The organism is Paenibacillus sp. FSL H8-0048, from assembly GCF_038002825.1.
GTDB lineage: Bacteria > Bacillota > Bacilli > Paenibacillales > Paenibacillaceae > Paenibacillus_AQ.
Window position 1 is genome coordinate 4480804 of the sequence record NZ_JBBODF010000001.1, and the last position, 23506, is coordinate 4504309.

Sequence of the window (23506 nt, forward strand, 5' to 3'; positions counted from 1 at the left end):
TTACGGGGCCCCCGGAAAGTACTCGAAATCCGCTTCGTCAGCGTCATCTTCACTTTTTGGGGTAGTTTTTTGGATAAGCCCTCGACCGATTAGTATTGGTCAGCTCCATGCATTGCTGCACTTCCACCTCCAACCTATCTACCTCGTCGTCTTCAAGGGGTCTTACATGTTGGGAAATCTCATCTTGAGGGGGGCTTCACGCTTAGATGCTTTCAGCGCTTATCCCGTCCGTACGTAGCTACTCAGCCATGCTCCTGGCGGAACAACTGATGCACCAGCGGTACGTCCATCCCGGTCCTCTCGTACTAAGGACAGCTCCTCTCAAATTTCCTGCGCCCACGACAGATAGGGACCGAACTGTCTCACGACGTTCTGAACCCAGCTCGCGTACCGCTTTAATGGGCGAACAGCCCAACCCTTGGGACCTACTTCAGCCCCAGGATGCGATGAGCCGACATCGAGGTGCCAAACCTCCCCGTCGATGTGGACTCTTGGGGGAGATAAGCCTGTTATCCCCAGGGTAGCTTTTATCCGTTGAGCGATGGCCCTTCCATGCGGTACCACCGGATCACTAAGTCCGACTTTCGTCCCTGCTCGACTTGTAGGTCTCGCAGTCAAGCTCCCTTATGCCTTTGCACTCTGCGAATGATTTCCAACCATTCTGAGGGAACCTTTGAACGCCTCCGTTACTCTTTAGGAGGCGACCGCCCCAGTCAAACTGCCCGCCTGACACGGTCCCCGTACCCGCTAAGGGTACCAGGTTAGAACCTAGATACGATCAGGGTGGTATCCCAACGGCGCCTCCACAGAAGCTTGCGCTCCTGCTTCAACGGCTCCCACCTATCCTGTACAGATCGTACCCAAATTCAATATCAAGCTGCAGTAAAGCTCCATGGGGTCTTTCCGTCTTGTCGCGGGTAACCTGCATCTTCACAGGTATTAAAATTTCACCGGATCTCTCGTTGAGACAGCGCCCAAGTCGTTACGCCATTCGTGCGGGTCAGAATTTACCTGACAAGGAATTTCGCTACCTTAGGACCGTTATAGTTACGGCCGCCGTTTACTGGGGCTTCGGTTCACAGCTTCGGATTGCTCCTAACCGCTCCCCTTAACCTTCCAGCACCGGGCAGGCGTCAGCCCGTATACTTCGCCTTACGGCTTCGCACAGACCTGTGTTTTTGCTAAACAGTCGCTTGGGCCTTTTCACTGCGGCCCCCTCGGGCTATTCACCCTACCGAGGCACCCCTTCTCCCGAAGTTACGGGGTCATTTTGCCGAGTTCCTTAACGAGAGTTCTTCCGCGCGCCTTAGAATTCTCTTCTCGCCTACCTGTGTCGGTTTGCGGTACGGGCACCTTCTCCTGACTAGAGGCTTTTCTTGGCAGTGTGAGATCATGACCTTCGCTACTGTAATTTTCGCTCCCCATCACAGCCCAGCCTTCACGGTGTGCGGATTTGCCTGCACACCAGCCTCACTGCTTAGACGGACATCCATCAGTCCGCGTCACTACCCTCCTGCGTCACCCCATCGCTCATAGCGGATTACGGTGGTACAGTAATTTCAAACTGTTGTCCTTCGACTACGCCTGTCGGCCTCGCCTTAGGTCCCGACTTACCCTGAGCGGACGAGCCTTCCTCAGGAAACCTTGGGCTTTCGGCGGATCAGATTCTCACTGATCTTTTCGTTACTCATACCGGCATTCTCACTTGTATGCTGTCCAGCGCTCCTTACGGTACACCTTCAACCCACATACAACGCTCCCCTACCCCAGATGCAAAGCATCTAGCCATAGCTTCGGTGGTGTGTTTAGCCCCGTTACATTTTCGGCGCAGAGTCACTCGACCAGTGAGCTATTACGCACTCTTTCAATGGTGGCTGCTTCTAAGCCAACATCCTGGTTGTCTGTGCAACTCCACATCCTTTCCCACTTAACACACACTTGGGGACCTTAGCTGATGGTCTGGGCTGTTTCCCTTTTGACAATGGATCTTAGCACTCACTGTCTGACTCCCGGCAAGAAGTAAATGGCATTCGGAGTTTGACTGAGCTTGGTAACCCTTGCGGGCCCCGCACCCAATCAGTGCTCTACCTCCACCACTCCATTCACCGAGGCTAGCCCTAAAGCTATTTCGGGGAGAACCAGCTATCTCCGAGTTCGATTGGAATTTCTCCGCTACCCCCACCTCATCCCCGCATTTTTCAACATGCGTGGGTTCGGGCCTCCAGTGCGTGTTACCGCACCTTCACCCTGGACAGGGGTAGATCACACGGTTTCGGGTCTACGTCCACATACTTAGTCGCCCTATTCAGACTCGCTTTCGCTGCGGCTCCGGCTTCTCACCTTAACCTTGCATGTTAAACGTAACTCGCCGGTTCATTCTACAAAAGGCACGCCATCATCCATAAAGAGGACTCTGACTTTTTGTAAGCACACGGTTTCAGGTTCTATTTCACTCCCCTTCCGGGGTGCTTTTCACCTTTCCCTCACGGTACTGTTTCACTATCGGTCGCCAGGTAGTATTTAGCCTTAGCAGATGGTCCTGCTGGATTCATACGGGGTTTCACGTGCCCCGCACTACTCGGGATCCGTCTCGGAGAGAATACCATTTCGGCTACAGGGCTTTTACCTCTATCGCGGGCCTTTCCAGACCTCTTCGCCTACCCTATTCCTTTGTAACTCCATGTGAGACGTCCCACAACCCCAAGAGGCAAGCCCCTTGGTTTAGGCTGTTCCGCGTTCGCTCGCCGCTACTGACGGAATCACTATTGTTTTCTCTTCCTCAGGGTACTTAGATGTTTCAGTTCCCCTGGTCTGCCTCTGCGTATCCTATGTATTCAGATACGAGTAACTGCGAATTACCACAGCTGGGTTTCCCCATTCGGACACCCCCGGATCAAAGCTTGCTTACAGCTCCCCGAGGCAGTTTCGTTGTTCGCCACGTCCTTCGTCGGCTCCTGGCGCCTAGGCATCCTCCGTGTGCTCTTAGTAGCTTAACCAATGCGTTTTCCGTTAGGAAAATCACGGTAGCAACTAATAACTATTTCAACTTGCTTCCACAAGTTTCAGCTAAAAGATGTTCTAAAACGCAAATTCGTTTCGGTATCCAGTTTTCAAGGATCAAGATGCTGTTATTATGAAACATTCACGACTGTGATGTTCGGAATAACAGACAATGTGCATATACTTTTGTAAAGAAGTTTTGGTGGAGCCAAGCGGGATCGAACCGCTGACCTCCTGCTTGCAAGGCAGGCGCTCTCCCAGCTGAGCTATGGCCCCATATAATACCCCAAAAAGTGAGGTGCAGCTTCGAGGTTAATTCCGATTACTTTTCGGGGACCCCGGTACTTGCTATTCAATTCCAAATTGTTATATGGTGGGCCTTGGTGGACTCGAACCACCGACCTCACCCTTATCAGAGGTGCGCTCTAACCAACTGAGCTAAAAGCCCATATAACAAAACTTACAGTAGTGAAGCAATCAATGAATTGATTGTTCGCTTGGCGGCGTCCTACTCTCCCAGGACCCTTCGGTCCAAGTACCATCGGCGCTGGAGGGCTTAACGGTCGTGTTCGGGATGGGTACGTGTGGAACCCCTCCGCTATCGCCACCAAACGCATACGAAAGAGACTTGCTCTTTCAAAACTGAACACGAGTGAGTGTCCGAACCCGAAGGTTCTATTGTGGAAGCTGAGCTTCCGATTTGAATGTTTCCGTTGCAGGAAACGATTCTCCATAGAAAGGAGGTGATCCAGCCGCACCTTCCGATACGGCTACCTTGTTACGACTTCACCCCAATCATCTACCCCACCTTCGGCGGCTGGCTCCCTTGCGGGTTACCCCACCGACTTCGGGTGTTGTAAACTCTCGTGGTGTGACGGGCGGTGTGTACAAGACCCGGGAACGTATTCACCGCGGCATGCTGATCCGCGATTACTAGCAATTCCGACTTCATGCAGGCGAGTTGCAGCCTGCAATCCGAACTGAGACCGGCTTTGCTGGGATTGGCTCCACCTCGCGGCTTCGCTTCCCGTTGTACCGGCCATTGTAGTACGTGTGTAGCCCAGGTCATAAGGGGCATGATGATTTGACGTCATCCCCACCTTCCTCCGGTTTGTCACCGGCAGTCACTCTAGAGTGCCCAGCTCAACCTGCTGGCAACTAAAGTCAAGGGTTGCGCTCGTTGCGGGACTTAACCCAACATCTCACGACACGAGCTGACGACAACCATGCACCACCTGTCTCAACTTTCCCCGAAGGGCACCTGATGCATCTCTGCTTCGTTAGTTGGATGTCAAGACCTGGTAAGGTTCTTCGCGTTGCTTCGAATTAAACCACATACTCCACTGCTTGTGCGGGTCCCCGTCAATTCCTTTGAGTTTCAGTCTTGCGACCGTACTCCCCAGGCGGAGTGCTTACTGTGTTAACTTCGGCACCAAGGGTATCGAAACCCCTAACACCTAGCACTCATCGTTTACGGCGTGGACTACCAGGGTATCTAATCCTGTTTGCTCCCCACGCTTTCGCGCCTCAGCGTCAGTTACAGCCCAGAAAGTCGCCTTCGCCACTGGTGTTCCTCCACATATCTACGCATTTCACCGCTACACGTGGAATTCCACTTTCCTCTTCTGTACTCAAGTCACCCAGTTTCCAGTGCGACCTCAGGTTGAGCCCAAGGTTTAAACACCAGACTTAAATAACCGCCTGCGCGCGCTTTACGCCCAATAATTCCGGACAACGCTTGCCCCCTACGTATTACCGCGGCTGCTGGCACGTAGTTAGCCGGGGCTTTCTTCTCAGGTACCGTCACTCCGGCAGCAGTTACTCTACCGGACGTTCTTCCCTGGCAACAGAGCTTTACGATCCGAAAACCTTCATCACTCACGCGGCGTTGCTCCGTCAGGCTTGCGCCCATTGCGGAAGATTCCCTACTGCTGCCTCCCGTAGGAGTCTGGGCCGTGTCTCAGTCCCAGTGTGGCCGTTCACCCTCTCAGGTCGGCTACGCATCGTCGCCTTGGTGGGCCGTTACCCCACCAACTAGCTAATGCGCCGCAGGCCCATCCCCAAGCAGCAGATTGCTCCGCCTTTCATTCTCTCCTCAGGAGAAGAAAGAAATTATCCGGTATTAGCTACCGTTTCCGGTAGTTATCCCAGCCTTGAGGGCAGGTTGCCTACGTGTTACTCACCCGTCCGCCGCTAAGTCTGAAAGGAAGCAAGCTTCCTCTCAGACTCCGCTCGACTTGCATGTATTAGGCACGCCGCCAGCGTTCGTCCTGAGCCAGGATCAAACTCTCCAAATTGGTATTTAGAAAGAGCGATTGCTCATTTTGAAACATCTGACGAGAATTGTTACATTCTCTAATTTTGGATATCACCGAAGTGATCTCCCACTCACTCGTTGTTCAGTTTTCAAAGATCAATGTCTCATCTTTTGTCGTTGATGTTTGTCTCAGCAGCGACCTTTATAATATATCACAGCACCCTTGTTTCAGTCAAGCGTTTTTTTAATTTCTTTTTTCGCTTTAGCTTCCAGCAAGTGATCCGAAGATCTCCTGTCCAAAGGGCCGAGACTTAATGTATCATGAATCAGGAGCCTTCGTCAACCTCTAAAACAAAGTTAATTTTAAACCTAATAACAGCGCCACTCCCGGCAGCCCAAGAATGGTTACAGCACCTATGGTTGTAGGATTAAGCGGAATGTGCAAATCACTTACAACTCCTGAGAAATTAATGATATAAATTCCAAGCGCCGCCAATATAAGATGGGTTCCAAATACACTCAGCCAGGCCCACCCCAATCTCTTCCTAAATACAATCAGTACCAGCAGCGCTGCAGAAATAATCAGCACACCCATTGCAACAGTTCTTAGCATTGTTCTCCTCCTCGCTTACTCAGTCTGTTCATACTTGCAGTTGGCTCCGGTTAAGCCCCAGCCGCTTGGCATCCTTAAGATGTATCTGATATTTACGCTCAGCCGCCTCCAGGATATAGATCGCATAGTCAATCTGATCCTGGCCCAGAGCCTCATCAAACATCAGGTAAGCACGCTCCCACTCAGACTGCGCTTTGCGCACCTCCTGGTACACCGTGCCCCATTCCTCTTCCGTCTCCACCGCCTTTGCCTTATCCGCATTCCCGCTCAGCCACTTGGTACTCCACCATCCCATTGCAATCCCTCCTATGTTATATGAATAATTGCAGGTACAACCGCGGTGATTCACACCCGTTAATCTCATACATATCGGAATAGGGACAAACTTAGAACCGGGAGAGGGGTCTTAGCAGAACTTTTAGCAGCGTATCAGTGGTTCTTCCGAAATTAAAAAAGGAGCCCGAGGGCTCCCTACACTTATAATACAACAGCACAACACTCAGAACAGCTCACGACGGCCTTCCAGCGCCTTCGACAGGGTTACCTCGTCCGCATACTCAAGATCGCCGCCTACAGGCAAGCCATGGGCTATCCTGGTGATCTTGATCTCAAAGGGACGGACAAGACGCGAGATATACATGGCGGTGGCTTCCCCTTCAATGTTGGGGTTGGTCGCCATAATCAGCTCCTTCACCCGCTCATCGCTGAGTCTGGTCAGCAGCTCCTTCAGCCTTATATCGTCCGGCCCTATGCCTTCCATCGGCGAGATTGCACCCTGGAGCACATGATAATAGCCGTCAAATTCCTTGGTTCGTTCGATAGCCACCAGATCCTTCGAGTCCTGAACCACACAGATTACCGAGGCATCGCGGGTTTTGTCCTGACAGATCCGGCACGGGTCGGTATCCGTTATGTTACAGCAAACCGAGCAGTAATGAAGATTACGCTTGACGCTGACAAGGGCTTTGGCGAAATCAATCACCTCATCCTCCTTCATGTTAAGCACATGAAAGGCCAGCCGGGCAGCTGTCTTCGGGCCAATCCCGGGCAAACGTGTAAAAGCTTCTATCAGCTTGGCTAGCGGTTCTGGATAATACAAAGTATCGGTTCTCCTTTGGCAGGGAGTGGAGTAAGCCTAGAACAAGCCAGGAATCTTCATTCCGCCTGTGAATTTACCCATATCGTTGTTCGCCAACTCTTCTGCCTGGGTAAGAGCATCATTAACAGCAGTGATCACCAGATCCTGCAGCATTTCGATATCCTCCGGATCAACTACCTCCGGTTTGATCTGAATGGACAGCAATTTCTTGTGTCCGTTCACCTGAACGGTAACCACACCGCCGCCGGAAGAACCTTCAATTGTCTTGCTGCCCAGCTCTTCCTGGGCTTTGAGCATCTGCTCCTGCATCTTCTTAACCTGCTTCATCATTTGGTTCATATTATTCATACTTCATCTCTCCTTTGGGATGCGCACTTCTGCGCTGATAACTGAATCCTTATTCTTTTATGACAACAAGGTCTTCTCCAAAGAGCTGGATCGCCTCATCAATCCATGGTTCGGACTTGCCTTCGCCGCTCTCGTGCTCATGCTCCAGACGCAGCTCCTCTGTTCCGGCCGAAGCCGCAGATTTGGTCGCCGCTTCATTCCAGTCGCGCATCATCATAGTAACCAGCCGGTACGGCTTACCCAGCTTGGCATTCATTACATTCTCGATGACCTGACGGTTCGCAGGCTTCTCTGTGGTATCCCGGTGAATGGTATTCTTGAAGGCAACCAGTACGGCATCTTCCATCACCGCCACCGGCTCACCGTCCACAAACCACGCATGTACCGTGACCTTCTCTTCCTTCACACCCTGAAGAACAAGACTCCACTGCTTGAAGACCGTACTAAAATCAGGACTGTCCTTACCCGCAATAAACTTATCCAGCTGCGGAGGAAGCTTAGAGGCTGAGGATACGCGCGGAGCGCTTGGCGCGGCAGTACGCTGCGGTGCCTGCTCACGCCCGCCCCCGGCAACCCCGCCGGCTTGAATAGCCTGTTCCAGCTTCTTCTCCAGCGCGGCAATCTGCTGTCTGAGCTGATCCAGCTCGCCGGACTGTACCTGCGGAGAACCACTCACGGCTGCAGGTGCGGCCGAACTCGCTGCCGGATCGCCTGCAGACGGACCAGCATCCTGCAGACCGCTGCACAGCTTCATCAGCGCTACCTCGAATATAGTCTGCGGATGTGTAGCATACTTCATCTCTCCCAGATAACGGCTGAGCGTCTCCACAATCAGGAATAACCGGTCGCGGGTAAAGGCCTTAGCCATATCGCGGAAATCGGCCGGATTCAGCACGCGGTCAGTTAGCTGATCTGCTCCAGGCACCATCTTGATCATCAATAAGTCACGGAAATAATACAGAAGATTCTCCAGGCATTTATCTGCGCTCTTACCCTCATGCATCATCTGCTCCACAAGCTCCAGCAGCTGCCCCATGTCACTCTCAAGAATAGCGTTCGCCAGACGTGCGAACTGCTCGGAGGGGATGCCGCCTGTCATACCCAGCACCTGCTGATAGGTCACATTCCCGTCAGTGAAGGAAGAGATCTGATCCAGAATGCTAAGCGCATCCCGCATCCCGCCGTCAGACAGGCGGGCGATATACTGGAGAGCATCTGCATCTGCTGTAATGCCTTCCTTCCGGCAAATCTCAGTCAGGCGGCCCGTCTGTTCCTCCAGCGAGACCCGGCGGAAGTCAAACCGCTGGCAACGCGAGATGATCGTAGCCGGCAGCTTGTGCGGCTCGGTGGTCGCCAGTATAAACATCACATGCTGCGGAGGCTCTTCGAGCGTCTTCAGCAGGGCATTAAATGCCTCTGTTGTCAGCATATGCACTTCATCAATAATATACACTTTACGGCGTACTTCGGTAGGTGCATATTTCACCTTATCCCGCAGATCGCGAATCTCTTCAACGCCCCGGTTGGATGCCGCATCTATCTCCTGGACATCCATGATGTTGCCTGCTGTAATTCGCAGACAGGACGGGCACTCATTGCAGGGCTCAGGACCCGGCCCCCGCTCGCAATTGACTGCCTTGGCCAATACCTTGGCCGCACTCGTCTTACCGGTCCCCCGCGGTCCGCTGAACAGATAGGCATGCGAAACCCGTTGTTCACGGATCGCATTCTGCAGCGTCTGGATAATATGCTGCTGTCCTACCATATCTTGAAACGACTGCGGCCGCCAGGCACGGTACAGCGCGATATGTTCCACTATGCATTACCCTCTCTCAGGCTGCCGCTTTCCGGCATTTGTCGCTAATTTATTATACTATATTCCCAAGTCTTTGACCAAGCAGAAGCGACTCACCATCCGATAAGGAAGGATAACAGCCAGAGCGGGAATAATATCTTATTACCTAACATACCTAGAAAAACAAAAAGCGTCTTTGCTTGTAGCAAAGACGCTATCATCATCCTTATTTAAACCGTGCACCTGTTATTGATGGCTGCGATCCAAGCGGTAACCCTACAAAACTGCTCGGGCTAGGCCACCCTCCGGCACAAGAGCAAACTCGCTTATGGCTGCTTCCTTCCGGACCTGACCAGGTTCACAAGCACTCATTGCGGAGGACCCAACCGTCAACACAGCCCATAGGAACCAAGGCCTCACATCGACAGCACCTCTAACAGGAATTCAACCTCGCTACAGCGGATTGCGAGTTACAGGGCACCGCTACCTCCCCGTCTAGCACGGCGAAGATAAGTATAGCTTACGGACAGGCAAAAATCAACTATGCAATATTAGACTCCGTATTTCTTCTTGAATCTGTCCACACGTCCGCCGGCATCCAGGAACTTCTGCTTACCGGTGAAGAACGGGTGACAGCTTGAGCAAATTTCGACACGAAGCTCCTGTACTGTCGAACCGGCTTCAAAAGTGTTGCCGCAAGCGCAGGTTACCTTCGTTACATTGTACTTGGGTTGAATGGTTGTTTGCATATAAAATCTCACCTCTCACGCCCTAAGCCTCATGCGGGCCTAGAGTTATATGATTACGCAAGCTACATTCTAGCATGTGAAGCCCAGGCTCTGCAATAGGCCAGCCTCTCTTAAAAATTTAAGGCCTAAAGCTGTACTCTGCGTTGTTTGGCACGGGCTAACTCAGCAGGGGGAACATGGGTGAAGGAACCAATGACAACCTCCGGAAGCTCCTCACGGAAGATCTCCAGCATGGTCTTCATGCCAAGAATCTCGCCCCGTGCAGGAGGAATAAGCTCCAGATAGCTCTCCGGGTCAATATTGAGATTACGCATCTGAATGAGCTTAAGATCTGTACGTCTGACAAACTCCACCATCGCTTCAATCTCTTCCTCGCGGTCAGTAACCCCCGGGAAAATTAAATAGTTAATGGAGGTATATACGCCTTGTGAAGCAGCGTACTTCAGCGACTTCTCTACGTTAGCCAGCGTATACCCGCGAGGCTTGTAGTAGGCGTTATAATGGTCATCCAGCGCGCTGATGGTACTAACCCGCATCAGATCAAGACCGGCATCGACAATGCCGCGGATATGATCGCTTAAGCCGGCATTGGTGTTGATATTGATATAGCCCATATCGGTAATGGACCGGACTTCACGGATAGATTCAATAATCAGCTTCGCCTGCGTAGACGGCTCACCTTCACAGCCCTGTCCAAAGCTGACAATGGATTCCGGCGTCTTCAGGTGCTCCAGCATCACTTGCGATACTTCGTTCACGGCCGGACGGAAGTTCATCCGGGTCTGCGGGGACACAAACCCGCTGTCATCGGGCTGTTCAGAGATACAACCGAAGCAACCGGCGTTGCAGGAGTATGAGACCGGAACAGCGCCTTCCCAGCGGCCGAGGAAGGTGTTGGACGAGGTTAAGCATTCATATTCCAGCGCGCAGTTGGACAAGTGATTATACAGACGGTTCTCCGGGTACTTGGCAGTCAGTTCAACCACACCGGTCTTCACATCGTCCCGGTCGCAGTTAAGCGGATTCCATTGCTCCGGATCATCAGTAAGATCAGCCGCCACATAGAAACCGCCGTCCTTCCATACTACAGCGGAATATCCGAAGAGCGGAAGCTTGTAGGTCTTGTCTGTCTTGACGTAGCCGGGAAGGCACAGACGGGTGTATCCCTGCGGCAGCAAGGCTCCGACAGCCTGCGAACCTGCCGGCAGGGGCAGCATCTCACCGGTCTCCGGATTCATCCCAATCGCCCGCGTGCTCGGGAGCCCGACCAGCGTAGCCCCCTCAGGCAGCGGAACCAGCTCTTCCTCCAGTATCTCAACGATCATATCGCCACTGCGGGCCAGGCCATACAGCTCGGGATGATCATATACGTTTCCTTGTTCGTCGGCATATACCAAATACATGTTATTCTCCTCTTGTTATCTATTCTCAGGTAGTCGGCACAGTAGGCGCTTTGGGACGCGTGGTGCGGCGGGCGGACGAGCCGCTGTTCGAGGTACCGCCTTTGCTGGCCGTACCGCTTGCTGACGGGGAATCCTTGCCTCCAGCAGCATCGAAGGAGGCCAGGAATTCAGCATTCGTCTTGCTGTCACGCAGCTTCTTCAGGAATCCTTCTACGAAGTCATAGGATTCATTCATATTTTTACGGATCGACCAGATTGTATCCAGCTCTTCCTTGCTAAGCAATACTTCTTCACGGCGCGTACCCGAACGGCGGATATCAATTGCCGGGAAGATCCGGCGTTCAGCCAGCTTACGGTCCAGATGGAGCTCCATGTTCCCTGTACCCTTGAATTCCTCATAAATAATATCATCCATCCGTGATCCGGTATCAATCAGTGCGGTAGCAAGAATAGTTAAGCTGCCGCCCTCCTCCACGTTACGTGCGGAGCCGAAGAAACGCTTAGGACGATGGAACGCGGCAGGATCAATCCCTCCGCTAAGTGTGCGGCCGGAAGGCGGAACCACGAGATTATAGGCACGGGCAAGACGGGTAATGCTGTCCAGCAGAATGACAACATCCTTCTTGTGCTCTACGAGGCGCAGCGCACGCTGGAGTACAAGCTCTGCAACTTTGATATGATTCTCCGGCAGCTCGTCAAATGTCGAAGCCACTACCTCACCTTTAACCGAACGCTGCATATCTGTTACTTCCTCGGGACGTTCATCGATCAGCAGAACAAACAGTGCAATCTCGGGATTGTTAGTAGAGATACTGTTGGCAATTTCTTTGAGGAGGAGCGTCTTCCCTGCTTTGGGAGGTGCTACAATCAAACCGCGCTGCCCCAGACCTACAGGAGCAAGCAAATCCATGATACGGGTCGATAAATGGGTTGGGGATGTTTCGAGCGGCAGCTTATCTTGCGGATAAAGCGGCGTAAGCGCCGGAAAATGTAACCGTTCAGCTGCAGTTGCCGGGTTCTCGCCGTTGACGGCATTCACCTGCAAGAGTCCGAAATAGCGTTCGTTCTCTTTGGGCGTCCGGCATTTCCCGGAGACCAGGTCCCCGCTTCTAAGGTCAAACTTGCGGATCTGCGATGCGGAGATATAAATATCCTCTGCACTCGGCAAGTAGTTAATCGGCCGAAGAAAGCCATAGCCTTCCGGCAGGATCTCAAGCACGCCTTCCATAAACATTAAGCCGCTCTGCTCTGCCTGTGCTCTAAGAATAGCGAAGATTAACTCCCGCTTCTTAAGCGTTCCGTAATAAGGGATCTGGTATTTCTTGGCCAGCTTATACAGATCGGTAAGCTTCATTTCTTCCAGATCGGAAATTTGAAGATCCATGTGCTATAACCACCTATTCAATTTGTGTATGATGAGTTCTAAACTATGAGTCTATGAAAATGCTTATTAGGATAGGATTACCCGAATTGGAAGGAGATATGCACTCAGTCAGCCAATTTCTGCTCTTGCCAATCCGGGTATTCTTCCTTATTCGTTCTCGCGCCAGACATCGGCTCCCAAACTGCGAAGATTACTTACGAGGTTGTCATAACCGCGGTCAATATACTCTACACCTGTCACTTCAGTGACACCTTCTTCAACAGTAAGACCGGCAATCACCAAGGCTGCGCCTGCGCGGAGATCAGCAGCCTTCACCTTGGCCGCATTCAGCGGACCGCCTTCAATGATTGCGGAACGTCCTTCTACACGAATCTTAGCGCCCATGCGGACCAATTCAGGAACATGCTTGAACCGGTTGCTGTAGACAAAATCGCTCAGGACGCTAACGCCTTCAGCCTGAGTCAGCATACTCGTCATTGGAGATTGCAGATCCGTTGCGAAACCGGGATAGATCAGTGCCTTAACATCCGCATGCTGGTACTTGGCCTTGCCGATCACCCGGATGCTCTCATCCAGTTCTTCTATGTCTACTCCCATTTCCAGCAGCTTGGCAGTGAGCGCCTCCAGATGCTTGGGAATCACGTTATCAATTAAGACATTGCCCCGCGTAGCCGCAGCGGCAATCATGTACGTTCCCGCCTGAATACGGTCAGGAATGATTGAATGGCGGCAGCCGTGCATTTCACTTACGCCTTCAATCCGGATCGTTTCGGTACCGGCGCCCTTAATAACAGCGCCCATGGAGTTGAGCAGGGTAGCTACATCTATAATCTCAGGCTCTTTAGCCGCATTTTCAATAATTGTAGAGCCTTTGGCACGAGAGGCCGCGAGCATAATGTTAATGGTGGCACCTACACTGGATACATCCAGATAGATCTTGGCACCGCGCAGTTCTTTGGCATACAGGTGAATCGAGCCATGGTCATTGGTAACAGTCGCACCAAGCGCCTCAAAGCCTTTGATATGCTGGTCAATCGGACGGGGCTCAAAATTACAGCCGCCGGGTAATCCAATGGTCGCTTCCTTAAACCGGCCCAAGAGTGCGCCCATCATATAATAAGAGGCCCGGAGCTTCTTCACCGGTCCGTTAGGCATGGGAATGGATACGATACGGGAGGGATTAATTCTCATTTGGCTGCCTGTCCAAGACACGCTCGCGCCAAGCTCCTCCAGAATTTCGGAGTAAACGGCAACATCACTAAGCGCAGGCAAATTATCCAGCACAACTTCAGACTCCGCCAAAATTGCTGCAGGAATAAGCGCAATGGCGCTATTCTTTGCTCCGCTGATGGTAACAACGCCCTCTAGCGGACGTCCGCCGCCAATCATTAATTTTTCCATAAATTTATCTGGTTCCCCCTACGTGTATTGCAGCATGTTGTGGCAATACCAGTTGTGGCTTAAGGTGACATAAGGACTGCTTGTGAATGGTGATTAGAAGAAGAAACGGCTGCGCCGTCCTTACCTGAAGGACGGCACCCGTTTCTGAGGAAAACGAAATAGCTTGTGCGGAAAAACGTTATGCGGCAGGGTAATACTTAGGCTTTGTTGTTGGATCCGAATTCGCGGATTTTGCCGATAACAGTCTGCTTGATAGCATCGCGGCCTGGTGCGATGAATGTACGCGGATCGTAAGCATCCGGCTTAGCAGCAAGAACTTCGCGGACAACCTTAGCGAACGCGATTTGGTTCTCGGTGTTAACGTTGATCTTGGAAGTACCCAGGGAGATAGACTTCTGAATGTCATGTACCGGGATACCAGTACCGCCGTGAAGTACCAGCGGAAGGTTAACTGCATCGCGGATTTCTTCCATTTCCTTGAATCCAAGATTTGGCTCGCCCAGGTAAGGACCGTGTACGGAACCCAGTGCAGGAGCCAGAGTGTCGATGCCTGTTTCTTTTACGATGCGTACGCATTCGTTAAGGTCAGCGTATTGGATGCCGCCGATAACGTCATCTTCCTGTCCGCCTACAGTACCAACTTCTGCTTCTACAGAAACACCTTTAGCGTGAGCATAGTCAACGACTTTTTTAGTCATTTCAATGTTCTCGTCGATTGGGTGGTGGGAGCCGTCGATCATTACGGAAGTGAAGCCGGCATCGATAGCATCTTTACATTTGTCAAAGCTTGAACCGTGGTCCAAGTGGATGGCTACAGGAACGGTGATTTTCATGTCATGAATAAGACCTTCAACCATCTTAACTACTGTGGTAAAGCCGCCCATGTGACGGGCTGCGCCTTCGGATACGCCAAGGATTACCGGTGACTTCTCTTCTTCTGCTGCACCAAGAATCGCTTGTGTCCACTCCAGGTTATTGATGTTGAACTGGCCAACTGCATATTTTCCTTCAAGTGCTTTGGTCAACATGTCTGTCATAGATACTAATGGCATGGTTTCAATCCTCCTAAAATATTGGGTTGCTTATATAAGCCGACATCACATACAGGCCTATTATAGCACATCCTGTGTTAAATACTAAATAGGATACACAAAAAAATGTCCCGGTGGGACGATATTCAGCCAACCCTTTATCGGCGGATCATTTTCTCTTTTAGCGTATCCATAACAGGATGTCCCCAAACTCTATTTTTCTAAGCTAGCTGCATTGGTCTACTGATTTGTTGTGCAGGTGCATATTGACGGCAACGCGCATCTCATCAATATCGAACGGCTTGGTAAAATGCATCAGGGCTCCCAGCTTGGTCGCTTCCTTAATCATGTCCAGTTCTCCGTAGGCCGTCATCATAATGACCTTGATCGCCGGATTAAGCTCCTTCAGATGCTTGAGAATCTCGAGTCCGTCCATCCCCGGAATTTTCATATCCAGCAAAACCATATCCGGCGATTCGTTCCTGACAATGTCCAGCGCCAATTTCCCGTTAGCTGCCTGAAAGGTGGCATAACCTTCACTATTGAATACTTCCATGAGAAGAATCCGGATTCCATTCTGATCGTCGACGATTAACACTTTCTTCTTTTCCATACGATACCCTCCCAGAGTTTAAGGCAGATTGTCCATACCGCGCCCTCTCAACAGCTAACGGCCCCGCTTCAACTTAGTCTATACGAAACCTATTATTCGTGCTTTGCAGCCAAAATCCTGCTAATTGGCTAAAATGCGTAAATCTATGCCATATAAAGGAGGAATTTCGGTGAAAAAGCGGGAATACAGTCCCCTTGCATTCCGGGAGCTATTGTGCAAAGGAGGTATTTTCAAAAAAGAAGCTCCCTTACCGGGAGCTCCCACAGGCCTGTCTGGCCTAATCATTCTATAGTTACATTTGCTCGGAATGTGTAAGCGAGGCTTTGACAAATTCACGGAACAGCGGCTGCGGACGGTTCGGACGGGAGGTGAATTCCGGGTGGAATTGCACGGACAGGAACCACGGGTGACCCGGCAGCTCGACAATCTCCACCAGACGTCCGTCAGGGGAGGTTCCGGAAATAACCAGACCTGCCTTCTCCATCTCATCACGGTAAGCATTGTTGAACTCATACCGGTGACGGTGACGCTCATAGACCAGCTCATCGTCATAGCAGGACATAGCCAGGGAATCCGGCAAAAGCTTGCAAGGATACAGGCCGAGGCGCATCGTGCCGCCCATATCTTCGACATCCTTCTGCTCTGGCAGAAGGTCAATCAGCGGATGCGGAGTCGCAGGATCAATCTCGGAGCTGTTCGCTCCTGCCAGTCCCAGCATGGAACGGCCGTACTCGATGACAGACACCTGCATGCCCAGGCAAATGCCGAAGAACGGAATGGACTGCTCCCGCGCATAGCGGATGGCCGAGATCTTACCCTCGATTCCCCGGTCGCCGAAGCCGCCTGGAACCAGAATGCCGCCGATACCGCCCAGCAGCTCGTCCACATTCTCATCGGTCACCAGCTCTGCATCGACCCACCGGAGCTTCACTTCGGCATTGGAGGCAAATCCGGCATGGGACAGCGATTCAACCACACTCAGATAAGCATCATGCAGCGCCACGTACTTGCCGACGATAGCAATCTCAACAGTACGCTCCAGCTTCTGAATCCGCTCCAGCATGCTCTCCCATTCACGCATATCCGGCGCAGGGGTAGTCAGCTTCAAGTGGTTGACGACAATCTCATCCAGACCTTCGTCGCGCAGATTCAGCGGCACCTCATACAACGTCGAGGCATCGCGGCATTCCACAACAGCGTTCGCATCGATATCACAGAACAGAGCCAGCTTGGCTTTCATATCGTCGGTAAGCGGATATTCGGTACGGCATACGATCACATTAGGCTGAATCCCGATGCTGCGCAGCTCCTTGACACTGTGCTGGGTCGGCTTTGTTTTCACTTCTCCGGCCGCTTTGATATAAGGGATCAGGGTCACGTGAATGTACATAACATTCTCCCGGCCAATGTCGCTCTTGATCTGACGGATAGCTTCCATGAACGGCAGACTCTCAATGTCGCCCACGGTGCCGCCGATTTCGGTAATGACTACATCGGAGCCGGTCTCACGGCCTGCACGGAATACACGTTCCTTGATTTCGTTCGTAATATGCGGGATAACCTGCACGGTTCCTCCCAAATATTCCCCGCGGCGTTCTTTGCTGATGACCGAGGAATAGATTTTGCCTGTGGTTACGTTGCTGTTCTTGGACAGGTTAATGTCAATAAAGCGCTCGTAATGCCCAAGGTCGAGGTCGGTCTCCGCGCCGTCATCGGTTACGAATACTTCCCCGTGCTGATAAGGACTCATTGTCCCCGGGTCCACGTTAATGTAAGGATCGAATTTCTGGATCGTTACCTTGAGACCTCTGTTCTTGAGCAGTCTGCCCAGCGAAGCAGCGGTAATGCCTTTGCCAAGGGAAGACACAACGCCACCCGTTACGAAAATATACTTTGTCACTGTAAAACCCTCCTAAATAAAGTCCAGAAATTCAGGGGACGCATGCCTCTTATCGTATCCCTTTTTTCCATCATCCAACCGGGGAACCCGAAAGTTGCTTCCACTCGCCAAAATTCAAGGCCGGCAGCCTGGAAATCGCGGAAAACCGCAGCTTCTTGGCATACAAATGAAGCGAAGCTTATTCCTTCTTATCTTGTAAAAAAACAAAAAAGTGACACCCGTAGACCCGGGGCACTTTTTATTTTAGAAAACAATATTAACTTTCATTATAAGCCCATGCAATAGTTTACTCTGAGCGTCCCGCCCCTGTCAAGGGAGGAATTGCGCCATTGCAAAGACTGTTCTAATATTTATCTTCGTCGTCCTCATCGTCGGCATCGTCTTCTTCGCCGTCTTCGGAATCTTCATCATCGGATTCGTCTTCGTCAATGTCGTCTTCATCGATGACCACATCTTCGTCAACTTCCTCTTCGCTGTCGTCGTCAGAATAGAGGTCGTCGCGATCTTCATCAATCGCATCGAAATCCTCTTCCTCAGCAGCATAATTCTCTTCTTCATCGGTAAAGTCGTCATCTTCCAGATCGTCGTCTTCATCGTTGATGATCCGCACACGCTTGGTGTTGCCGACAGGGTCATCGGAGCGTTCAAGCGGGTACCAGCGCTTCAGGCCCCACAGGTTGGTTCCGACACAGGCAAAACGTCCGTCAATATTAATCTCGGTATATAACTGGGCGATCGTATCTTGGCTCTCTTGATCGGTCAACCCGCGCAGCTTGGCAACCTCCACCATCAGATCACGGTAGTAATAAGGCGTATTGGCTGCCTTAAGCACCAGGAAGGCCAGGTCTACCATCGGCATTTCTTTTACTTTCTCAGGGTCCAGCTTTAAATTGAGTGGCGTACTCACTAAAGGACACTTCCTCTCACGCATTGTTCACATTAAATCATGCTTCGTTCATGATATCCATTAACAAAACTAAGTAAAACCTATTTGCGGGTAAATTGCAAGTCTATTGCAGCAAGATCGGGGAAACAGAATCCGCGGCCCTTCCGCAGGAAGAAGGCTTGTCCGCCTGGACTGGGCAATACATGGGATAGCATAGACGGACTTTTCATTGCAAAAAGGCGGAGGGGTTGCCCCTCCGCGCATGACTGTATCCACGCCAAGGATCGGCTCCTTACGGGATGTTGCAGGGCGCCTTGCGGTTCCCTCTGTTTATTTTATGTAAACTCCAGCCTTTTGACACGATGGGCAGCCCATTTCGTTAAAAAAGGGCAAGTTCCCATTCGGACGCCATCCCCCTTTCATACAATATGGCAGCACGGCACCGAGGAGGGGACGGCGTAACCTATGGATTATTACGGATTTTGGCAGATGCTGCTTGAAGAAATGAAGGCTGCCTCCAAAAGTGCACCACGGCACATTGTGACCTTCAACGATCCCCGCATGTATGCCGGCGCATTATCACAGTGGAAAGCTCTGAAGAGTAAGAAGCCCGGCCTGCGGCAGGTTCAGGTCTCTACGCTGATCCGGGCTTTCTTCGTGCCCGCCGCAGGAGCAGAGCGGCTGATGAACCGTTATGCGGACTCCCTCTGTATAGAAGAAGACCACCGGATTAAAGTCCACTCGCCCCTGGCGGACAAAAGCGGTTCCTCTCTGATGCCTTGGGGAATCAAAGCCATCCGCGCTCCGCAGGCCTGGTCCAGATCTACTGGCGTGCATGTGAAGATCGGCGTCATCGATACGGGCGTTGATTTCCGCCACCCTGATCTCAGGCATTCCCTGGCCTCCGGGGTCAATCTGCTGAACCGCGGCATGATGCCGCTCGATGACAACGGCCACGGCACGCATATTGCCGGCACCCTGGCGGCAGCCGGGGGCGCACGCAACATGATGGGCGTAGCCCCCCGGGCGCTGCTCTATCCGGTCAAAGCCTTCGACCACAACGGCTCCGCCTATGTGTCGGATATTGTCCTTGGCATCGATTGGTGCGTACAGAACAAAATCGATATCATTAATATGAGCTTCGGGATGAGGAACCGGAGCAAGGCCCTGCATGATGTGGTGATCAAGGCCTACCGGGCCGGGATCGCCATCATCGCCTCCTCCGGCAACGACGGCAAGCGCGGCGGGGATTACCCCGCGCGCTATCCGGAGACTATTGCCGTAGGCGCCCTTGACAGAAGGCAGCGCGTCGCAGCCTTCAGCAACCGCGGACCGTACATCGATGTGTACGGCCCGGGCGAGGGTATCCCCTCCTGCTGGCTGCGGGAGGGATACAAGGAAATGAGCGGCACCTCCATGGCGACCTCCCATGTCACCGGTGCCGCGGCCCTGCTGCTCGCGCTGCGGCCGGGGCTGTCGCCCCGCGAGCTGAAGCTGCTCTTGCGCCGCACAGCTTCGCCGGTGCGGCTGCGCAAGGGCCAGCGCCGCTCGTCGCTGGGCGGCGGCGCGGTCGATGCGCTGCGGCTGCTGCGCGTAGGCATCCGGGCCCGGCGCGGCAACGGCAGCGCCAGCAGCGCCGCAGGCGGCAGCGGAGCCGGTGGCAGCGGCGGAAGCAGCAGCGAGGCGAAGGCCGCGGCTATGGTGAAGGCTTAAGGGCCAGCGTAAGCTCGGCGGCATGAGCGTAAGGCACGGTACCGGCTCCTTCAAACAAACAAATGGAATAATGTATCTTAATTCGCTACTTTTCGAGTAATAGAGGCAAGCAAGTGGATAATCGACATCTAATTTTGTTCGAATTCACTAAGGTGGGTAAAACGTACTGTAATAGGTGTAATTTATCCAACTGCTGTTGCCGCAGGGTTTATCCATTCATCAGCAGGTGGACAAAATCCACCTATCTCCGGTCAACCTGTTATGCCGCCTGTGCAAACGGCTTTGCCGTCCTTCTAAACGACGGTACCGTTTCAGCGGGAAATAGAAAGACGCCGCCCCCATAATAGAGGGGCGGCGCTTTCCAAGTATAGTTACATCCGGTCCGGTGCGGTAACACCGACCAGCCGCAGGACGTTGGCAATGGCCGTCCGTGCAGCGCCCAGCAGGGCAAGGCGGGCAACCGTCTGAGCGGCATCCTCAGTGATTACACGCTCTGCCTTGTAGTAGCTGTGGAACAGCGAAGCCAGATCGTATACATAGCGTACCAGGCGGTGCGGCGCATAGCCCTCGGCCGCAACGGTAATCTCCGCAGGCAGCTCACCGATTTTGCGGAGAAGATCATATTCATGTGCGGCAGTCAGCTTGCTGTAATCAATCTTGTCAGCATCCGGCATTACAATCCCTTGCTCCTCCGCTTGGCGGAATATGCTGCAAATCCGCGCATGTGCGTACTGTACATAGAATACAGGATTCTCATTGGATGTCGAAATCGCCAGATCCATGTCAAAGTCCAGGTGCGAATCCATGCTGCGCATAGTGAAGAAGTAACGGATCGCGTCGATTCCGACTTCCTCCATCAGGTCTTCCATCGTCACGGCCTTGCCGGTACGCTTGGACATCTTGACCTTCTCGCCGTCCTGGAACAGGCTGACCATCTGGGCGATCAGCACCACGAGCTTCTCGGGATCATTCCCGAGCGCCGCCATCGCCGCCTTCATCCGTGGAATATAGCCGTGGTGGTCGGCTCCCCAGATGTTGATCATCGTATCGTAGCCGCGGCCGTATTTATCGCTGTGATAGGCGATATCCGGTGTGAGGTACGTATACGTACCATCGTTCTTGATCAGCACGCGGTCTTTATCATCACCGTATTTGGTAGTCGCAAGCCAGGTTGCGCCTTCCTTCTCATAGACTTCTCCGCGCTCGCGGAGCTCATCCAGCGAACGCAGCACTTCTCCGTTCTCATAGAGGGAGGTTTCACTGAACCAGATATCGAAGTTGACCCGGAACCGGCTGAGGTCGCGTTTGATTTTGTCGAGCTCCTTGGCAAGCCCGTAGGTACGGAAGAATGCCGCCCGGTCGCCCGGTGTCATAGCCAGCAGGGAATCTCCCTTCTCCGCCACCAGCTCCTTGGCGAAGCCCTTGATATCCTCTCCATGATAACCGTCCTCCGGCATCTCGGCCGGCTGGCCCAGCTCCTGCAGGTAACGGGTCTCGATGGATTTGCACAGATTGGCGACCTGGTTCCCGGCATCGTTAATGTAGTACTCGCGGGTCACGTTGTAGCCGGCGTAATCCAGCACGTTGCACAGGGCATCGCCGACGGCCGCGCCGCGGGCATGTCCCAGATGAAGGCTGCCGGTAGGGTTCGCGCTGACGAACTCCATCTCTACACGCTTGCCCTGGCCTATGTTCACACGGCCATAACCGTCACCCTGCTCGGCCACAAGTGCAATCACAGGGTAGAGATAGCTTTTGGACAAAGTAAAGTTGATGAAGCCCGGTCCGGCAATCTCCGCCTTCTCAATAGAAGCGCGGCCTGTATCCAGGTGCCCGATAATAGCCTCGGCGATCTGCCGGGGGTTACGCTTAGCGATCTTGGTCAGCTGCATAGCAGCATTCGTAGCCATATCTCCATGGGCCTTGTCCTTCGGCACTTCCAGCACAATGGCCGGCAGCTCTTCGCGGGACACCAGACCTGCGGCTACAACCGCATCGGCGATGGCCTCCTTCACCCGTTCATGGGCAAGCTGGAGCGGATTTAAAGATTGTGTCATGATTGTGGTTCCTCCTGTATATTCAAACTTATAGCGAACTGTCCTGTTACTTCTCCGTATACGTAGAGATCATATTCCCATGAAACGGCAAGCGATCTTCCTTCGCGCTTGATGTCCAGTGTCTTCGTGTCTGTGGTGAGATTGAACTGTGTATAAGGCGAACGATAGAATCCCGGCAGCGGTTGCCCCGGCTCAAAGGACTGCTCCGACTGGACAGCGCCATGGCGGATCAGCTTGATTCTGCCCTCTGAAATCTTCAGCGTGTTGCGTACCACAGCCGCTGCGCCTTCGGGTCCGGTCTGCTGCTCTTCATAAATGATGTACAGCGACTGCCCCTTGGCAATAGCCTCTCCTGCTGCATGCACCACACTGCGCTCTGTGCCCTGCACACTCTCCAGCGTTACCAAAACGCCGTATTTGCCTTGCGGTCCTTCAGTCATCACACGTTCCCCGCTTATTCGTACTTGTAATCATAGAGGTCATATTCGCTTTCCCATTGTACACTATATTCAGATCAGGAGGGCAATTCAATCGCTTTTTCATCTGCCCCGGCCCTCACAGCGGCAATAACGCCACACTCTCCCTGCCGCGAAGCTGGCTGACCATCGATGTCCAGGTCTCCGGCTTGTCCGCAAGCACAGCGTAATAACGGGTCAGGAAATCGGCCACCAGCGGCGCCGCGATGCTCTCCAGCTCCTCATCTCCGGGCATGAAGCAAAGGTCCAGACCGGACACCGCCTCACCATCCCCCTGCCAGGAAGGGTGGACATAGGGAATGTCTATTCTTTTATAGCCTAAATGTGACAGAACTTCACGGCGGACGTACGGGTCCATCGGCTTAATTCCGCCAAAATCATACCCCACACGGTACGGATCATAGATCTCAGCGAACATCCCCAGCAGTTCCGTGTGATTCTCAGCCGCCAGCTTCTCCAGGTCCTTCAAGCGTTGACGCGCCAGAAAACGGCCAATGCCCAGCCCTTCCCGGCCAATGATGGTGAAATCGGTCATCGCCACATTCCAGTCGGCATAATACCGGTATTCCGTAGTACCTACAACCTTCCCTTCATGCACCGCAGCGAACACGCGTATTCCCGGATCGGCAAGCGGCTCCTTCCACAGGCTGTATTCCAGCACTTCCTCAGGCGGAAATACATCCGACAGCAGCTGGTGCACCTCTCTGAACAACGGGTCGGCAATATCTGTAATTCTTCTATATTCCATAGTCAAGGGATCTCCTCCAAGTGATAGGCTGTA

At 52.7% G+C, this 23506-nt stretch carries 17 protein-coding genes, 2 tRNA genes, 3 rRNA genes and 1 other RNA gene; 1 reads left to right on the top strand and 22 read right to left on the bottom strand.

The genetic code is table 11. The annotated features are described in order from the left end of the window. Positions 1 to 69 precede the first annotated feature (69 nt). The 19 genes from NSU18_RS19030 to rpoE all read right to left on the bottom strand — a co-directional run bounded on the left by NSU18_RS19030 (position 70) and on the right by rpoE (position 18500). Positions 70 to 2996, bottom strand: a 23S ribosomal RNA gene (locus tag NSU18_RS19030). Positions 2997 to 3200: 204 nt separating this feature from the next. Next, positions 3201 to 3276 (bottom strand) — tRNA-Ala (locus NSU18_RS19035). A gap of 95 nt (positions 3277 to 3371) precedes the next feature. Beyond that, positions 3372 to 3448 (bottom strand) — tRNA-Ile (locus tag NSU18_RS19040). 47 nt (positions 3449 to 3495) lie between these two features. Continuing rightward, a 5S ribosomal RNA gene (gene rrf / locus NSU18_RS19045) occupies positions 3496 to 3612 on the bottom strand. A 124-nt stretch (positions 3613 to 3736) separates the two neighbouring features. Further along, positions 3737 to 5297, bottom strand: a 16S ribosomal RNA gene (locus tag NSU18_RS19050). The 16S, 23S and 5S rRNA genes sit together here with 2 tRNA genes alongside, the layout of an rRNA operon. A gap of 306 nt (positions 5298 to 5603) precedes the next feature. Continuing rightward, positions 5604 to 5870 (bottom strand): pro-sigmaK processing inhibitor BofA family protein, encoded by a 267-nt coding sequence (locus tag NSU18_RS19055; RefSeq protein ID WP_341015349.1) that lies wholly within the window; start codon positions 5868 to 5870, stop codon positions 5604 to 5606. A gap of 28 nt (positions 5871 to 5898) precedes the next feature. Then, positions 5899 to 6165, bottom strand: coding sequence for a DUF2508 family protein (locus tag NSU18_RS19060; protein ID WP_341015350.1), 267 nt, complete (start codon positions 6163 to 6165; stop codon positions 5899 to 5901). Positions 6166 to 6369: 204 nt separating this feature from the next. Further along, positions 6370 to 6969 carry a recombination mediator RecR gene (recR, locus tag NSU18_RS19065; RefSeq protein WP_036698882.1) on the bottom strand — a complete coding sequence of 200 codons (600 nt, stop codon included), beginning with the start codon at positions 6967 to 6969 and terminating at the stop codon, positions 6370 to 6372. 36 nt (positions 6970 to 7005) lie between these two features. After that, positions 7006 to 7317: a YbaB/EbfC family nucleoid-associated protein gene (locus NSU18_RS19070; RefSeq protein WP_036698884.1), complete on the bottom strand. Its 312-nt coding sequence runs from the start codon at positions 7315 to 7317 to the stop codon at positions 7006 to 7008. 49 nt (positions 7318 to 7366) lie between these two features. After that, positions 7367 to 9133 carry a DNA polymerase III subunit gamma/tau gene (dnaX, locus tag NSU18_RS19075; RefSeq protein WP_341149805.1) on the bottom strand — a complete coding sequence of 589 codons (1767 nt, stop codon included), beginning with the start codon at positions 9131 to 9133 and terminating at the stop codon, positions 7367 to 7369. A 214-nt stretch (positions 9134 to 9347) separates the two neighbouring features. Beyond that, positions 9348 to 9616: signal recognition particle sRNA large type (ffs, locus tag NSU18_RS19080), an RNA gene on the bottom strand. A gap of 47 nt (positions 9617 to 9663) precedes the next feature. Continuing rightward, positions 9664 to 9861: a 50S ribosomal protein L31 gene (gene rpmE / locus NSU18_RS19085; RefSeq protein WP_036724459.1), complete on the bottom strand. Its 198-nt coding sequence runs from the start codon at positions 9859 to 9861 to the stop codon at positions 9664 to 9666. Positions 9862 to 9986: 125 nt separating this feature from the next. After that, on the bottom strand, positions 9987 to 11264 hold the full coding sequence (locus NSU18_RS19090; RefSeq protein WP_341015354.1) for a radical SAM protein: 1278 nt from the start codon (positions 11262 to 11264) through the stop codon (positions 9987 to 9989). Positions 11265 to 11289: 25 nt separating this feature from the next. Then, positions 11290 to 12648, bottom strand: a complete 1359-nt coding sequence (gene rho / locus NSU18_RS19095) for a transcription termination factor Rho (protein ID WP_341015357.1) — start codon at positions 12646 to 12648, stop codon at positions 11290 to 11292. 147 nt (positions 12649 to 12795) lie between these two features. After that, positions 12796 to 14049 carry a UDP-N-acetylglucosamine 1-carboxyvinyltransferase gene (locus NSU18_RS19100; protein WP_341015358.1) on the bottom strand — a complete coding sequence of 418 codons (1254 nt, stop codon included), beginning with the start codon at positions 14047 to 14049 and terminating at the stop codon, positions 12796 to 12798. 197 nt (positions 14050 to 14246) lie between these two features. After that, positions 14247 to 15101, bottom strand: coding sequence for a class II fructose-1,6-bisphosphate aldolase (gene fba / locus NSU18_RS19105; RefSeq protein WP_341015360.1), 855 nt, complete (start codon positions 15099 to 15101; stop codon positions 14247 to 14249). 205 nt (positions 15102 to 15306) lie between these two features. Next, complete coding sequence (locus tag NSU18_RS19110) at positions 15307 to 15693, bottom strand: response regulator (protein WP_036698896.1); 387 nt, start codon at positions 15691 to 15693, stop codon at positions 15307 to 15309. 292 nt (positions 15694 to 15985) lie between these two features. Then, on the bottom strand, positions 15986 to 17593 hold the full coding sequence (locus tag NSU18_RS19115; RefSeq protein ID WP_341149806.1) for a CTP synthase: 1608 nt from the start codon (positions 17591 to 17593) through the stop codon (positions 15986 to 15988). A 343-nt stretch (positions 17594 to 17936) separates the two neighbouring features. Further along, complete coding sequence (gene rpoE, locus NSU18_RS19120) at positions 17937 to 18500, bottom strand: DNA-directed RNA polymerase subunit delta (protein ID WP_341015362.1); 564 nt, start codon at positions 18498 to 18500, stop codon at positions 17937 to 17939. A 444-nt stretch (positions 18501 to 18944) separates the two neighbouring features. On the opposite strand from rpoE, the gene NSU18_RS19125 reads away from it, so the two are divergent. Further along, on the top strand, positions 18945 to 20192 hold the full coding sequence (locus NSU18_RS19125) for a S8 family peptidase (RefSeq protein WP_341149807.1): 1248 nt from the start codon (positions 18945 to 18947) through the stop codon (positions 20190 to 20192). 371 nt (positions 20193 to 20563) lie between these two features. On the opposite strand, the gene argS is transcribed toward NSU18_RS19125, so the two are convergent. From argS to NSU18_RS19140, 3 genes are all read right to left on the bottom strand, one after another. Beyond that, positions 20564 to 22249 (bottom strand): arginine--tRNA ligase, encoded by a 1686-nt coding sequence (gene argS, locus NSU18_RS19130; protein WP_341015365.1) that lies wholly within the window; start codon positions 22247 to 22249, stop codon positions 20564 to 20566. Then, on the bottom strand, positions 22246 to 22689 hold the full coding sequence (locus NSU18_RS19135) for a DUF1934 domain-containing protein (RefSeq protein ID WP_341149808.1): 444 nt from the start codon (positions 22687 to 22689) through the stop codon (positions 22246 to 22248). The genes argS and NSU18_RS19135 overlap by 4 nt, the downstream gene beginning before the upstream one ends. Before the next feature lie 115 nt (positions 22690 to 22804). Next, entirely contained in the window at positions 22805 to 23473 is a 669-nt protein-coding gene (locus NSU18_RS19140; RefSeq protein ID WP_341015368.1) for a GNAT family N-acetyltransferase, read from the bottom strand. Between the last annotated feature and the right edge of the window lie 33 nt (positions 23474 to 23506).

What these genes read in the sequence shown, in the direction of transcription:
- NSU18_RS19055 (WP_341015349.1), bottom strand. Translation starts at nt 5,870, where the DNA reads ATGCTAAGAACTGTTGCAATGGGTGTGCTGATTATTTCTGCAGCGCTG.
- NSU18_RS19060 (WP_341015350.1), bottom strand. Translation starts at nt 6,165, where the DNA reads ATGGGATGGTGGAGTACCAAGTGGCTGAGCGGGAATGCGGATAAGGCA.
- NSU18_RS19070 (WP_036698884.1), bottom strand. Translation starts at nt 7,317, where the DNA reads ATGAATAATATGAACCAAATGATGAAGCAGGTTAAGAAGATGCAGGAG.
- rpmE (WP_036724459.1), bottom strand. Translation starts at nt 9,861, where the DNA reads ATGCAAACAACCATTCAACCCAAGTACAATGTAACGAAGGTAACCTGC.
- NSU18_RS19090 (WP_341015354.1), bottom strand. Translation starts at nt 11,264, where the DNA reads ATGTATTTGGTATATGCCGACGAACAAGGAAACGTATATGATCATCCC.
- rho (WP_341015357.1), bottom strand. Translation starts at nt 12,648, where the DNA reads ATGGATCTTCAAATTTCCGATCTGGAAGAAATGAAGCTTACCGATCTG.
- NSU18_RS19100 (WP_341015358.1), bottom strand. Translation starts at nt 14,049, where the DNA reads ATGGAAAAATTAATGATTGGCGGCGGACGTCCGCTAGAGGGCGTTGTT.
- fba (WP_341015360.1), bottom strand. Translation starts at nt 15,101, where the DNA reads ATGCCATTAGTATCTATGACAGACATGTTGACCAAAGCACTTGAAGGA.
- NSU18_RS19110 (WP_036698896.1), bottom strand. Translation starts at nt 15,693, where the DNA reads ATGGAAAAGAAGAAAGTGTTAATCGTCGACGATCAGAATGGAATCCGG.
- NSU18_RS19125 (WP_341149807.1), top strand. Translation starts at nt 18,945, where the DNA reads ATGGATTATTACGGATTTTGGCAGATGCTGCTTGAAGAAATGAAGGCT.
- argS (WP_341015365.1), bottom strand. Translation starts at nt 22,249, where the DNA reads ATGACACAATCTTTAAATCCGCTCCAGCTTGCCCATGAACGGGTGAAG.
- NSU18_RS19135 (WP_341149808.1), bottom strand. Translation starts at nt 22,689, where the DNA reads ATGACTGAAGGACCGCAAGGCAAATACGGCGTTTTGGTAACGCTGGAG.
- NSU18_RS19140 (WP_341015368.1), bottom strand. Translation starts at nt 23,473, where the DNA reads ATGGAATATAGAAGAATTACAGATATTGCCGACCCGTTGTTCAGAGAG.